Source organism: Streptomyces antibioticus (genome assembly GCF_002019855.1).
Lineage (GTDB): Bacteria > Actinomycetota > Actinomycetes > Streptomycetales > Streptomycetaceae > Streptomyces > Streptomyces antibioticus_B.
The window spans coordinates 8,448,905-8,462,191 of sequence record NZ_CM007717.1 but is presented as its reverse complement, the minus strand read 5'-3'; the positions used below and the strand labels follow the sequence as shown (position 1 = coordinate 8,462,191).

Annotated in this window: 14 protein-coding genes and 1 pseudogene; 11 read left to right on the top strand and 4 right to left on the bottom strand. The window is 68.7% G+C overall.

Annotated elements, in window-relative coordinates; genetic code table 11:
• The first annotated feature begins 82 nt into the window (after positions 1-82).
• The 4 genes from AFM16_RS38160 (at position 83) to AFM16_RS38145 (ending at position 4,155) form a co-directional block, all read left to right on the top strand.
• Entirely contained in the window at positions 83-1,066 is a 984-nt protein-coding gene (locus AFM16_RS38160) for a TniB family NTP-binding protein (RefSeq protein WP_078636770.1), read from the top strand.
• Positions 1,067-1,073: 7 nt separating this feature from the next.
• Entirely contained in the window at positions 1,074-1,706 is a 633-nt protein-coding gene (locus AFM16_RS38155) for a hypothetical protein (RefSeq protein ID WP_078631448.1), read from the top strand.
• 269 nt (positions 1,707-1,975) lie between these two features.
• Positions 1,976-2,452 (top strand): helicase associated domain-containing protein, encoded by a 477-nt coding sequence (locus tag AFM16_RS38150; protein ID WP_306293460.1) that lies wholly within the window; start codon positions 1,976-1,978, stop codon positions 2,450-2,452.
• 956 nt (positions 2,453-3,408) lie between these two features.
• On the top strand, positions 3,409-4,155 hold the full coding sequence (locus AFM16_RS38145; RefSeq protein ID WP_179123230.1) for a hypothetical protein: 747 nt from the start codon (positions 3,409-3,411) through the stop codon (positions 4,153-4,155).
• A 343-nt stretch (positions 4,156-4,498) separates the two neighbouring features.
• Here AFM16_RS38145 and AFM16_RS38140 read toward each other — a convergent pair whose 3' ends face one another.
• Entirely contained in the window at positions 4,499-4,957 is a 459-nt protein-coding gene (locus AFM16_RS38140) for a hypothetical protein (protein ID WP_245177568.1), read from the bottom strand.
• A 463-nt stretch (positions 4,958-5,420) separates the two neighbouring features.
• Between AFM16_RS38140 and AFM16_RS38135 the strand changes: the two genes are divergently transcribed.
• Complete coding sequence (locus AFM16_RS38135) at positions 5,421-5,924, top strand: hypothetical protein (protein ID WP_245177569.1); 504 nt, start codon at positions 5,421-5,423, stop codon at positions 5,922-5,924.
• Positions 5,925-6,653: 729 nt separating this feature from the next.
• Here AFM16_RS38135 and AFM16_RS38125 read toward each other — a convergent pair.
• Positions 6,654-7,232: a TetR/AcrR family transcriptional regulator gene (locus tag AFM16_RS38125; RefSeq protein WP_078631452.1), complete on the bottom strand. Its 579-nt coding sequence runs from the start codon at positions 7,230-7,232 to the stop codon at positions 6,654-6,656.
• A 92-nt stretch (positions 7,233-7,324) separates the two neighbouring features.
• Between AFM16_RS38125 and AFM16_RS38120 the strand changes: the two genes are divergently transcribed.
• From AFM16_RS38120 to AFM16_RS38105, 4 genes and pseudogenes are all read left to right on the top strand, one after another.
• Positions 7,325-7,771 carry an anthrone oxygenase family protein gene (locus AFM16_RS38120; protein ID WP_078636768.1) on the top strand — a complete coding sequence of 149 codons (447 nt, stop codon included), beginning with the start codon at positions 7,325-7,327 and terminating at the stop codon, positions 7,769-7,771.
• A 769-nt stretch (positions 7,772-8,540) separates the two neighbouring features.
• On the top strand, positions 8,541-8,936 hold the full coding sequence (locus AFM16_RS38115) for a hypothetical protein (protein ID WP_245177929.1): 396 nt from the start codon (positions 8,541-8,543) through the stop codon (positions 8,934-8,936).
• A 342-nt stretch (positions 8,937-9,278) separates the two neighbouring features.
• Positions 9,279-9,440, top strand: a pseudogene (locus tag AFM16_RS38915) (IS110 family transposase); the annotation flags it as partial.
• Between the two features lie 229 nt (positions 9,441-9,669).
• Positions 9,670-10,275 (top strand): hypothetical protein, encoded by a 606-nt coding sequence (locus tag AFM16_RS38105; protein WP_078637257.1) that lies wholly within the window; start codon positions 9,670-9,672, stop codon positions 10,273-10,275.
• A gap of 28 nt (positions 10,276-10,303) precedes the next feature.
• Here AFM16_RS38105 and AFM16_RS38100 read toward each other — a convergent pair whose 3' ends face one another.
• Both AFM16_RS38100 and AFM16_RS38095 read right to left on the bottom strand, forming a co-directional pair.
• Entirely contained in the window at positions 10,304-11,155 is an 852-nt protein-coding gene (locus AFM16_RS38100) for a helix-turn-helix domain-containing protein (RefSeq protein WP_078636765.1), read from the bottom strand.
• Positions 11,156-11,236: 81 nt separating this feature from the next.
• Positions 11,237-11,665 (bottom strand): hypothetical protein, encoded by a 429-nt coding sequence (locus tag AFM16_RS38095; protein ID WP_078637256.1) that lies wholly within the window; start codon positions 11,663-11,665, stop codon positions 11,237-11,239.
• A 191-nt stretch (positions 11,666-11,856) separates the two neighbouring features.
• Between AFM16_RS38095 and AFM16_RS38090 the strand changes: the two genes are divergently transcribed.
• Together AFM16_RS38090 and AFM16_RS39210 are read left to right on the top strand one after the other, a co-directional pair.
• The gene (locus AFM16_RS38090) at positions 11,857-12,054 is read left to right on the top strand and encodes a hypothetical protein (protein ID WP_078636764.1); all 198 of its coding nucleotides are present in this window, start codon (positions 11,857-11,859) and stop codon (positions 12,052-12,054) included.
• A gap of 355 nt (positions 12,055-12,409) precedes the next feature.
• A complete protein-coding gene (locus AFM16_RS39210) occupies positions 12,410-12,715 on the top strand; it encodes a hypothetical protein (protein WP_143648553.1) in 306 nt (101 codons plus the stop codon).
• Positions 12,716-13,287: the final 572 nt, after the last annotated feature.

The following is a 13,287-nucleotide window of genomic DNA, read 5'->3' as shown; positions in this document are numbered from 1 at the left end:
CAGCCCCGCACGCAACCACCACGCCACCACCGACACCGAGCCCCTGCTGCCCGGCACGCACGCGGCAGAGCCGGAGTGGCCGATCACCACCTGGCAGGGCTGGCAGCACTTCGCCACCACCCCGCCCCTCGCCCCGCCCCAGCCCGGCCATACGCCCCGTGGCGCGGAAGAACGCCTCGCCTACCACTCCGCGTTCGTCACCGTCCGCACCCCCGCCATCAACACCCTCGCCACCCAGGTCCGCACCCTGATGCTGCTCGGCCGCCACCAGCAGACCACCGCCCGCCCCTCACTGATCGTCACCGGCCCCGCCGCAGCCGGTAAAACCACCGCGCTCCTCGAAGTCGGGCGCACCTGCCACCTTGCCCACACCCGCAAGAACCCGGCCCCGCCCGGACGTGCCCACGAGCAGGTGCCGGTCGCGTACCTGCTGGTGCCGCCCGGCGCCACCGCCAAGACCCTCGCCATCGAATTCGCCCGCTACCTCGGCATCCCCGTCACCAACCGCATGACCCAGGTCCAGATCACCAGCGCCGTCTGCCACACCTACACCCAAGCCGGCGTCCGCCTGGTCCTCATCGACGAGATCCACCGCCTCAACCCGCGCACCACCACCGGCGCCGAAGCCGCCGACCTGCTGAAAGACCTCACCGAACGCATCAAAGCGACCTTCGTCTACAGCGGCATCGACGTTGCCGCCACACCCCTGTTCAGCGGCATACGCGGCGCCCAACTCGCTGGCCGCGCCAGCCTCATCACCTGCGGCCCTCTCCCCGCCCGCCACGGCACCCGCCGGCCCTTCACCGACCTCATCACCGACATGGAAACCGCCCTCGACCTCACCCAGCACACACCCGGCACGCTCCCCCGCCACGCCACCTACCTCCACCAGCGCACCGCCGGCCGCATCGGAAGCCTCGCCCGCCTCATCCGCCAAGCCGCCATCACCGCCATCTGCGACGGCACCGAACGCATCACCAAAAAATCTCTCGAAGCCATCCAGCTCGACCACCTCGCCGAAGAAGCAAGCCGCCCGCGCACCCGCCAACCCACCAGAACGGCATGATCAGGCCGTGAAGAAGACCACGGATTCGCCAATTGGCGAGGAGTTCGCCGCTCTCTGCGACCGGGTGTGGGACGTCCTGGTCCCCGCCCGTGCCAGCTACCTGGCCCACGTCTCACCCCACTACGACGAGGTACTCCACGACGTCGCGCAGCGAACCAAACATTCCGGCAGCCTCGGCAAGACGGACATCGCAGCCCTCGTCGTCTGGAAACGGCTCTCCGCACAAACCCGCTGGGTGACCGCCCTCATGTCCCTGCCCGACACCCACGTACGAGCCGTCACCGAACGGGCCGTCACCGCCGTCCGCGACACCACCCTCACCCGCAGCGAAGCCGCCCGCACAGGACGCGGCATCATCGCCGAACTGCCCGGCTTCCGCACCGGCGACGCCCTCGCCTCCGCCATCCTGACCGCAGCCACACCCCAGCGGATGGCCGTCTACGACCGCCGCGTCCAACACGCCCTCGACACCCTCCGCCTCCCCCTCACCCCCGCACCGGGACGCTACGGCCGCTACCTCCAGCTCCTCGACGACCTCCTCCACCACTGCGGAGCACACGCCGACGGCTGGACCGCACGCGACATCGACACCGCCCTGTACTGGACCGGCGGCAACCCGCTCCAGCCGACACCGGTGTAGGCCCACCCACACAAGCCCTGACCACGCAACAAGCCGCTGACCAGCACAAACCCGCACCAGCTCTTTAGATACCGAACACCATCACCAACACCACACCACCGTTATCAACAAACCCCGAACAACCGCAGGCCAGACGCCCCATCACCACTTCCTTCAGCGTCCCGCAAGCGCCGGAATCGTTATCAACGAATCCACAACACCCCAGCTCAAGCCACCCACACCACACCAACTACGAACCCCGGAATCACAGGAGGGCTGCGCTGGAAGCGGTGGACGAGGACTGGAACCCGTCATGGCCTGCCGAATGGCAGCGGCACTACGCCGCCCTGCGCGAACTCCTGCGCGACGAAGACGGCCACACCGATGTCCTGCCCGGCGTCACCATCCACGGAATGGACATCGGACGATGGCTCGCCAAGCAGCGCCAACACGACGTCTGGCAGGGGCTGTCCGCGGGGCAGCGGGAACGCCTGGAACAGCTCGGCATCATGCCCTTGCCCCCGGGGGCGGAGAGGCAAGCGCCAGCGACGGCCTCTTCTGGGGGGTTCGAGCGGGGGGTGGCAGCCCTGGCCCAGTATCAGGCACGCACCGGGACAGTGACCGTGCCCAGAGGTCATGTGGAGCGGCTGGAAGACGGGACCGAGGTCCGGCTTGGAGTCTTCTTGAGCAATGCCAGGAGCAGGCGCGCCAAGCTCAGTGCCGACAAACGGCAGCGACTCGCCGGCCTCGGGCTCGACTGGGCATGAAGGACGCCAACGTCGGTGGCACAAGGGGGAATTCATGGATCAGGCAACGGCCACGCTGCTGGGCGCAGCAGTTGGGGCATTCGGTTTCGTCGTTGTCGGTGCCTTCGCGTCGGCGGCAATGCGTCGGCAGGTAACTCATTGGACGGCTCTTGGCGAGCGGGAGTGATGCCGGCGGAACTGCCGGGACGTGTGTCTGACGTTCACGGCTGCCTGCCGCAGTGCCCCGCAGGAACTGGTATCCGCCGTCGACTGTCAGGGTGCCCATCCGGAAGAATCGTCAGAGAACCTTCTCTGCGACGTGGCAGGCCCTGGTTCTCATGGACACCTGCTTTGGTGCTGTTCGGCTCGAAGTTCCAGAGGCTGTCCTGGAGGCAGCAAGTGCCCCAGGCCTTGCGGGTCGGTGGGCGTCCCGCGCCGCTTCCCCCTGCGTCCTGCTGATGGCATGGAAAGTGGCCGTGCGCCGGTCGACGCAGCCGTGGAACAGGTCACCGCCGCGAAGCGTGCTTTCGCCGTGGCGGCACGGAGCGAAGTGATGAGGGCAGAGTGACCCACCTGGCACTCGAGTACCGCGGTCTGCCAGGAAACGGCACCGCGGTGAAGCCCAGCGCCTTCCATCTGGACACGAAGTCGAGGCGCGCCAAGCACATCACCGGCGAATTCATACAACTCGCCGCTCATGGAGTCGGCTGGCGGGGGTGGGTGCGACGCCGCTGACGGATCGATTCACCTCCCACGGAACTGTTGTCGGGCGGGCAAAGAACAAGGCGGTGCTGTCCCTCACTTCGGACCTCCCCTCCTCCATCCTCAGCAGGATCCTCGGCATACACATCAGCACGGCAGTCGTCTGGGTCCGGTTCATAGAACGTGATCGTGCTGCTCTCAGCGGCGCCAGAGCTTCCGGCGGGGACGGCAGGAAAGCTGATGACAACGCGGGGGCCCTGGCCGACCATTGTCCGGTGACCCGTGACCTGCAGAGCTTCGCCCTCAGTGTGGTCGTCCCCGACCAGGTGATGCGTGGAAGCACAGTGGAAGTACGCCCACGGATCGAAGGGCGGGACATTGTGGCTGAGGCGTTCGACGACGGGCCGTGCGAGGACCCGCGTCACCTTCTCTTTCCTGACGGGCCGCTTCGTGCTGACGTGTCTTCGCGCGAGGTTCGCCTGGCAGAGGCAACGTGCACTGAAGGATGCTGTGGCGCTCTGTATGTCACGATCCGCCGTGACGGCGACCAGGTCATCTGGGGGGCATGGCGTAACCCTGATGCTGTTGAGGTCGGCCTGCCGGAGTTCAGATTTGACGCTCAGCAGTACCATGCGGAGGTCGAACGCGCGACATTGGACCGCTCCTGGGAGTGGCCGGCCAGGACGGTTGCCCGTCTCCTCGAAGAGGAGCTTCGGCGGCGCACCGCCTGGCTCGAGCGCTGGGAGTGTGAGCTTGCCAGCGTGTCTGCCTGGCTCTGGGAGCCGGACCAGATCAATCTCTTCTTCTTCCACCCGGGCGGAGCCGCCGTCAAGGAGGACCGTCCCTGGCTCCAGTTCCGGATGACACTGAACGTCTCCGGCGGCGATCCGGCGGCACAGGCACAGCAGTTGGCGGAGGAACTCACGGCGTTCGACCCGCGCCTGGCTGCCGATGTCTGCGGAGGCTCGCCGGAGTTCGCTCGTCAGCTTGGTTACCCCTGGCCGCAACGGCACATGCTGTGATGCTCGGGAACGGAGTAGTCCAGAAAAAGGGGCGCGCTCCGTGAAGAGTCCTCGACGGCTCACCTCCGCTGGGCCGGCGAAGGTGCAGCGACGGTCGGCGTCCGGACGTTCCTCGGTCTCCGGGGCCCCTGCTCGCCCGCATTCTCAGTTCGCCCCGCTCGTCCGGGGTGGGGCGAGTCCTCCGCTCGGGGCGCGCAGTGGCAGGCGGGACTATGTGGCAGGGGTTTGTCCGTCACCGTCCCCCGTTCCCCCTCTATCGAGACACCAGGGCTTGCTGACAAGACAGCCACCGGTGCCTCACGGTGAAAGGGGGAGGCAGCCCTCCGAGAAGCCCGCAGCGCGATCAACGCCGGCGGGGCTGCAGGGCCGCTCGGTCACGCCAGTAGTCCGCGTTGCGAGGATCGGCCAGCCATCCGGTCACACGCTCAACGGCTGTTGCGAATGCCTCGGGCAACGAGATCTCCTCGTCCACAACCAGGCTGAGGGCATCAACGTCATGGGTGCCATGGTCGGTCTCGCACCAGCAGGCGACATTCACCGCCGCGTCCACTGCCAGCCGGCCTCTGTCCGCCCAGACCACCTGCAGCAGGAACTCCAACTGGTCACCGCCGTCGTCGTGCGCGACCACGTCGATACCCAGCACCACAGGCGTCCCTGACTGCCCGTCGGGGAAGACCGCATGGTTCAGTTCCCATTCCCACTCCACCATCTCTCCGGCGGCCCGGGCCGTATCAACAGCACGGGCCGCACGTCCCAGGCTTTCCAGGTCAGCAGCAGACAGATGCGGGAAGAGCGTGGTCAAGGGGACATCGTCGAAGGTGCCTCGGCTCATGGGCATGAGCCGATCATCCGGTCTCTCCCGCTCGGACGACAAGCATCATCTGCCGCGACGTCTCCCCCTCCCTCCCCCAGCGTCCCCCAGCGCCACCGTGACGGCCGACAAGCCGAGCCCCTCCCGGGCTGTCGGTGAGTCTTACGATCTCCCCCCGGCGCAAATGCCTCGGCGTCCGAGGGGACACCTTGGACTGGTGGACGCCTGCGCCATGTCGCCTTGTGCCTGGTGTGCCGGCGGTGCCTCAGGGGGGAACCGCCGATGACCGTGTTGTGCACTCGAAACCAACGGGCGTCCACAGGGCGGGGCGTGAGAGGGTGCGGCTCTGTCCAGGGCAGCGGGACGAGTGGGGCTGATCTACGGTTACGACATCTCTCTGCGTCCTGGAAATGTCGCCAGGGCGCTGGCCGGGCTGGCGTCGCCAGGCCGTGACGTGCCGCCGCTCGAGGTCACCCTGCCCGGCGGTGAGCCGATCGTCCTGCCGTTCACGTCTCAATTCGGGAGCGGGCCGGTCGACTGCTCCACGGGCAGCACGCTCGACCTCGACACGTCCCTCAAGTTCGACGCCGATGATGCCTTGCGTGCTTATGCGCAGCAAAGCGGCTCTGGGCCGGGGGCGGACGGACGGGTCCGGGTCGGGTACATCTACGTGACGGTCCGGTCCGTGTCCCTTCTGCATCCTGGTTACCCGTCGGTGCAGTGCTGGGCCGCGACGTCGGGGACGAGCCGGCTGTTCGCGCGGTCGGCCGGTGTCAGGACGGTGTTCACCGCTCCCGCCGCCGGCAGCGGGGGTGTGTGCTGTCTGTTCGACACCGGTGACGGCGCCCCCGAGCAGGTGTGCCGGCCCAACGGTGAGATCGTCCGGGAGACGGCCGGCGGTCCCCGCTTTCCGGATCGGGGTGCGCTGGTGACGGCTTGGCCCGACCCGGGTAAGTGAGTATCGGTGTCCCTCTTTGCAGTGGGAGTACCTGCCGCGGGCGTCGGTTTCGGCTCCCGCATGACCTGTCGGCGCCGGCTGTGCGACTAGAACGGGGCCGGCGTCCGGCGGCGGCTCCGCGAGGTCCTGTCGGCCGAAGTCGAGGTGGCCTCCCGCCGGGATTGATCCCGGGATCGGCAGCAGGCTGGTGCCGTGCCGTCGGCGGGGGAGGCTGGCCCGCGGCACGGCAGGCGCGGGCAGACCGTGCAGGCCGTGCAGAGCGCGGCGACGGGGACCGACCGGTGCGCTCGGTCTGGTTCTCAGCGCCGCCGTGTTCGGACAGCCCACTGTCTCGACGTCGGCGTCGGCCATGTGCGGGCTCTGCTGCCCAGGGAGCGGGAACACGGCGTCCTGGAGGAGGGCGTGGTCCGGGTCTGCCCGTTGAGGCACTCCGGCCTCGACTGCCCGGGCCGCTGCAGCTTCGCCGCCGGCCCGCCATGCGAGGGTCTGCGTCCCCTGCGGGTCCGGACGGCCGCCCGGCTTGAGGAGGACGACGAGGGTGCCGGGCATGGTGCGGCGTCGGGGCGGGTGTCGGGTCGCAGTCGATGAGCGGCGCAGGTTGTGGAGCGGGTGTCGGCTCGGGGGTGATGGGGTCTGGTGGTCTGCGGCTGCGCTGTGTGGGGGCGGTGAGCGGAAGCGTTGGCGCGGCAGGGGGCGGGGGCGGGGCTGCGTGTTTGCCGGGGCGGTGGGTCAGAGCACGGCGAGGCGGTCCACCAAGAGCTCCACCCTGTGGGCTGCGTCCTGCGGCAGCAGCCGTCCGGCCCGGGTCAGGGTCGCGAGGCCGTGCAGGGATGCCCAGAACACCTCGGTGAACAGGGCCGGGTGGACACCGTTCCCGGCGACCTCGCCCAGGCTTTCCAGCAGGGCGGCGAAGGCGTCCTTCAGGGGTTGCGGGGTGTCCTCCTGCGCGTAGGCCAGGCCGCCGTCGAGCTGGAAGAGGGCGTCGTAGACCGCCGGGTTGCGTGCGGCGTAGTCGAGGTAGGTGCGGGCGAGCGCGGTGACCCGTTCGCGAGGGCCGCTGGCGGTGGCGGTCGCGGTGCGCACGGCTGCGGCCAGTTCGGCGGCGCCCTGGAGGGCGACGGCGCCGATGATCTCGCGTTTGCCGCGGAAGTGGCTGTAGAGGACGGGCTGGCTGTACTCGATGCGTTCGGCGAGGCGGCGGGTGGTGACCGCGTCCCAGCCCTGCTGCTCGGCAAGTTCACGGGCTGTCGCCACGATGAGGCGCTCGCGTTCCGCCCGCTCGCGCTGCTTGCGTTCCTGAACCGACATACCCCGGATTCTAGCATCGCTAGACAATCGAGCGGCAGCAGTACTAGCGTTGCCTCATCATCTAGCATCGCTAGATCCCTGGAGGGGTCATCATGCTCACCGCACTCGAGGTGTTCACCACCGTGACCGTCGGCCTGATGGTGGGAGTGGAGTTCTCCGTCGCCTTCGTCATGAACCGGATCTTCAACGCCCTCCCCGAGGACGCCTGCCAGCTCGCCCGCGCCCACGGAGGCCGCATCCTCGGCGCCCTCATGCCGTTCTGGTACACCGGCTCGCTCGTCCTCAGCGCGCTCTGGGCCATCGCCGGACACGACCGCCCCGGCACCGCACTCGTCGTCACCGCCACCGCACTGCTGACCGTCAGCGTGATCATGTCGCTCCTGCTGCTCGTCCCGATCAACAACCGGAGCAAAACATGGACCCCCCAGAACCGGCCCACGGACTGGAAAGAGCAGATGAACCGCTGGGACCACTACCACTACGCCCGCGTCACCGTCATCGTCGCCGCCTTCACCCTCCTGACCACCGCCCTGACCTGAACCCGCCCACACAACCCACACGGCCCGCGAGGAGAGGCACGGTGCCGCCGGCGAAGACCGGCACCATCCCCGCCGCCGCCCCCAACCCTCCCCACCCCCCGGTCCGGATCCCCTGCTCCGGGCCGGAGACCGTCCCGCGCCCGCAGACGCCGACGGCCTCCCGGCCGTCAAGACAACCCCCGACGCCTCACCGCCCCGATACCCGGGGCGTCACTGCCCTGGTACCAGGTGCCCTGCCGACGGCAGACCACCACCGGGCGCTGAGGTGCCAGCGCCGTCCGGGGCGGCGCTGGGTGTCGGCGCTGGGGTGTCGGTACGTCGCCGGCAGTGGCGTACCACGGCGATGATGTCTGCGTCTGCCGTCGTGAGCGGCCCGTCAAGGTCCGGCGCGGGGCCGCAGGCTCGCGCCGACAGAGCCAGGGCCGGGGCCGGCCGGTGGCGGTGCGCCGGGGGACGAAGTACGGCTGTCGGCGGCGCAGTTGACGGATCCGCGGGGTCGCACCCGCCTCCCCAACCCACCGCCTCCATGTCGGGGGCCCGTGCGGGAGCAGGCCGTGCCGGGGCCGCCCGCAACATCAAGCGCCACGCACGCGGCAACGGAGAGCCGTCGGCCACCACGCCCTGCGGCCGCACAGGAGCCGCTGGGGCCACACGCTGGAACAACTCCCCCAACCCGTCCGGCACCAGACATTCCATCATTGCCGTCACGAACACCTAACCTTGCGGCCACCCCAGTTGAGACGATCTCTCATGTCACTACGCTTGAGGCGTGACTGAACCGATGGCCGGCAGGCCAAGGCTGCGAAGGCCGAGAGAACTCAGCAATGTCAACGAGTTCCTCAACGAGGTGAGGCTCCGCCCCGGGATATGGGTACGCCGAAGCTCACTTCAGCATCTGTACTCCATGCTCATCGGCTACGCAATCGCCTCCGACATCCATGACACCGAAGAAGATTTCGACTTCGGGAACGACGGCCCCTTCTCCCAGTGGCTGTGGAAACGGCTGGGCATGGCCTACCCCAGCGCCCTGGGCTGGGCCGTCGAGATCGAACGAGCAGCCGAGGCAGCCGGCACCCAGCCGATGGAGACGTTCTTCTCCCTCTTGGACGAATTCCGTGCTGAACAAGGTGAATCACGGAACATGGACGAGGAATGCAGTCCCTGACGAGCGCCTCATCCCAGCCGAACCCGCACATCGCCCTGCAGGCGCGCCCACCAGGAGCCACCCCATCACCGTGCCAGCCGCCGTAGTCCCTCCTTGCAAGTTCCCCCCGTTACCGTCTTCGTGGCTCCGCAATGGGGCTACCGGCCTTCGGGGCCGGCATGACTTCTCCCCTTGTTGATGATGATCCGGGGGTGGTGTCACCGGGTCCGGAGGCATCGACGGACCGCTGATGAGGGGCTTGAGCACCGGTTTCACCCGAGCCGGAAGAGCTCTCCGTAACGTGGGTGTGGCAGCTCGGTGCCCAGGCAAGGCCGGACGAAAGCGTGATGGAAGGGCCTGCACGTGATCGACACCGGCGACATTGACGTCTTCCTCGGCCTGGACGTCCGCAAGGGCGAACACCACACCACCGCCGTCACCCCGGCCGGGAAGAAGGCCCTCGACAAGCGCCTGCCCAACACCGAACCCAAGCTCCGCGAGCTGTTCGCCAAGCTGCAGGCCAGGCCCTGCTCTGCCTCACCAGACGCCGGGCAGATGTCCTCTTCGCGATGCTCCGGGACGGAACCTTCTACGAACCACAAACCATCCGGGCGATCGCTCCGCAGACCTAGTGCTCTGACCGCATACGTTCGCCGGGTTGGGTGGCCGTGAGGTGGTGGGGGCCAGGCTTGTGGCTGGGGCGTCCGCCTATGCTCAGCTCGTGCAGCGGTCCGATAGAAGCGATCCTTTGACCATGGCGTTCCCAGCCGAGCTTGCAGGCGATGCCGAGGCAGTAGCGTCGGTCATGCCTGCTTCTCGCCTCCTGCCGGCAGCGCCGTTTTCGGTCGTTGTGGAGGGCCAGCAGGTCTTGATCCCCGAGCGCCTCTACAACGACGAACCGCCGGCCGACGCGGTGACGTCACTTTCCTCGCGCCAACGGCAGCTTCTCCACTGCCTTTACTCAAGGCACTGCGACGGGGTGGTCAGGCAACGCCATCTGGAGAAGATCGTTGGATCCACGGACCCGTGGGTCGTCCCCTTCGTCGTGCAGCTGGTCGGCGAGTACGTCTTGGAGATCCTGATCGTCATCTGCGATGAGCTCCGTGATCTCGCCGCGCCCGGCACCGGCGGCCATCTCGCTTACGGGCAGTTCATCGTGGACAACCCGGCCTACTTCGCGCGCACTCAACGGCGGGTCGTGAGCTACTGGAGTTGCTACTACCGCGGCACCTACGCGAGTTTTCAGGGTTACCCGGGGCGCACTCTTCTTGACCTCCTGCGGTCCGCTGCCTCCGACAGAGCCGGGCATTCCTGGCCCAACCTTGCTCCAGTCGCCAGCAGGGTGGACGGCTACTGCTAGGCCCCGGCCGGGCAGGGTCGCCGGGCCGTCAAGCCGCATCGGCGAGAGGCTGCCCGCCCCAGCGGATGCCCTTCTCGCTGCGGATGCGGGCGCGCTCGCGGCGCTGGGCGGCCAGCACGTCGGCGTGTCGGGCGTTCTTGTTGCGCCAGCGGAGATAGGCGTGCAGGGCCCGGGTCTGGACGGTGTGGTTGCGGTGGTGGGAGTTGGCCAGGGTGAACTGCCGCAGCGGCCCGAAGTGGGCCTCGATGGGGTTGGCCCAGGACGCGTAGGTGGGTGTGAAGCACAGCTCGACCTTGTTCCGGGCCGCCCACCTGCGGATCTTCCAGTTCAGGTGGGCGGAGAGGTTGTCGAGGATCACGTAGATCGGGGCGCCGTCCGGGCGGGCGGCTCGGATCGACCGCAGGGCGGCCCAGGTGTGGTCGATGCCCTTGCGGCGCCGGTTGATGCCCCACAGCTTGTCGTCGCCGACCGAGTAGCAGCTGTGGAAGTAGGTGATGCCGTGGGTGCGGCGGTAGGTGGCCGGCGGCCGGTCGGGGTGGCTATGTTCGGCCCAGCAGGAGCCGGCGGTGGGGCGGGTGGTGGCCGTCTGGATGACGAAGTCCTCGTCGTCATGACTCAGCAGGCGGGGACGGCCTCCCGCCCACTGAGGGTTGAGGCATGCGAGCCCGATCTCGTTGAAGCGGTGGATCACGTCGCGGACGGTGTCCTCGTCCGCTTGGACCAGACGGGCGATGACCGGGACGGTGCTGCCGCCGGCCGAGGCCAGCAGCATCATCGCCCGCCGGAAGCGCACCGAGTTCGTGCTGCCCCGCCGCACAATCTGCTGGAGCTTCTGTCCTTCCTGCTCCGTCAGCCTCCGGACCCTGACCGGCGGTGCCATTCCGCCTCCCCTGCTGGTTGGAAGCGTCGTCACTTCCAACCAACACAACGAGCAACCCGGTGAACCTATACGGTCACAGCACTAGACCATGGTCAGGAGGTGATCCGTCGGGCCGTAGTCGATCTTCCAGTCGGCATAGACCCCACAGAATCCATCCTTGATGCACCGCAGGCCCACGGTTACCCAGCGGACCGATCCGCCGTCGCCAAGTGAGAACGCGACCGCGGCCTCGAACTCCTCGCTCCCGCAGGGGCAGCCGGCCGCACCGGGCTCGTCGTCCTCCCAGGACTCCTCGTTCCAGTACTCCTCGCTGTCCGCGATGAACGCACGGCTGCCGCAGCCAGAGCACTCCCGTTCCGCGCCGGACGCATTGACCAGCACGAAGAACACCCGGCCGCCGCACTCACACACGGAAGCACCGATCTTCACCGGGCGGCCGTCGACAGCACCCCGCAGGAACACCAGGAGCTCCGCGGAGACACCCTCACCAACCTGATCATCAGCATGCACGGACACATCGTTCCAGACGCCCCGAACTCACACCCGACCAGCTTGACCAAAGACATAGGGGCACCCCCCGAGCGGAGCGGAGCAGACAGGGAAGCTGAAGACACGGTCCATCGCGCCTCCGGTTCCACCTACGCCTGCGCAGAGTAGACCGCCGGCAGCTTACGCACGGCGGTCACGGCCGACGGTTCACGATGGAAGCCGGCGACCTCACGGCAGATCACCGGCAGCACACCAGTTCCGGCACCTGGGTCCAGACCACCGCCGTCCAACACCACACCGAGCAGACCTCGGTCCGCAACCTGACCGTCGAGGACCTGCACACCTACTACCTCCAGGCGGCGGCACCGCGGTCCTCACCCACAACGAAAACCCGCCCGTCCGCCCCTTGAAGGTCTACACCGACCTTCTCAGAATAGATCCGGGACCCAACAGCGGGCGAAGTACGGCCGCCGCCGGCACAGTTGACGGACCCGCGGGATCCCGCCTCCCCAACCCACCGCCTCTGTGCCGGGAACCCGTGCGGGAGCAGGCCGCGCCAGGGCCGCCCGCAACATCTCGCGCCGTACGACCGGCGGTGCGCGGTGACCGGGACAGAATGTGAACGGCTGGGAGATCCGGAGAGTGCGGTGAGTGCCTCATCCACGGTCTCGTCCCGCCACAGACAACTCCGACGGCCGGAACCAGCACAACCCGAATCCCGCTCGCTTCGCCGCAGCAGCGCCGGCGAAGCCCGGTGAAAACGGTGTGTACAGTGAGAACTGCGCGGATGCGATGTTTCAGCCGAATGCGGTCTCGCATTCCCGCTTCGCTGCCGGCTGGCCGGTCGGCGATGCCGACGAGACGGCCGGACTCTTCCGCCGTGTGCCGGAAGTAGCGCAGCGGGGTGGATGGCCGCGGCTGATGACAGCGGCCGATCTGGGAGCACTGTCCGGCGGACCGCTCCACGGCTGCGGTAACCCGGGCGGCCTGGCCGTGGCCGCGGAGGAGCCGGAGGAGGAGCCGGAAGTGGCGAGGCAGCCACCGGGCCACACCGAGCAGCCGGGAACGTGACCACAGGAAGTCCATACGTGGATCTTTGCTCCGGACGTGCCGGGTCGAGGGCCCGCGGGGGCGAGCGCCGGGGCTGGGCAGGACTCAGGGCTGTCGGGTGGGGCGCCGGAGCAAGCCCGTGGGCCCGGAGATCACCCGTGACGCCCCGGGGCTGCGGGCGGCGCCGGGGAAGGGGCCGGCGCGCAGGGCTCGCACACGAGCGGACAGGACGGACCGGCCGTGCTGCCCGGCACGACGGCCCTGGCCGCCTCGACGGGCCGGGGCACGGAGGTCCTCCCACCCTCACCCATGCCGGCACGGCCTCCCCGCCCGGCCCGGCGCGCACTTCCGCTCGCCTCCCCGTTCCCGCAGCGGCTGCACCGGTCACCGGCCGGGCACGCCCACAGCGCCCGAAGGCCGACCGCGGCAAGCCGGCCACCCAAGACCACCCGCTGCACGCCACGCATCGCAGCCACCCGGACCTGCCCGCGACCATCGACCCCCGCCATCGGCGAACCCGCCACCCGCCAGGTGCCGCAACTCCTGCCCGGCCCCACAGAACTGCTGCCGCTCCCCGCCCTGCCCTCGACCGT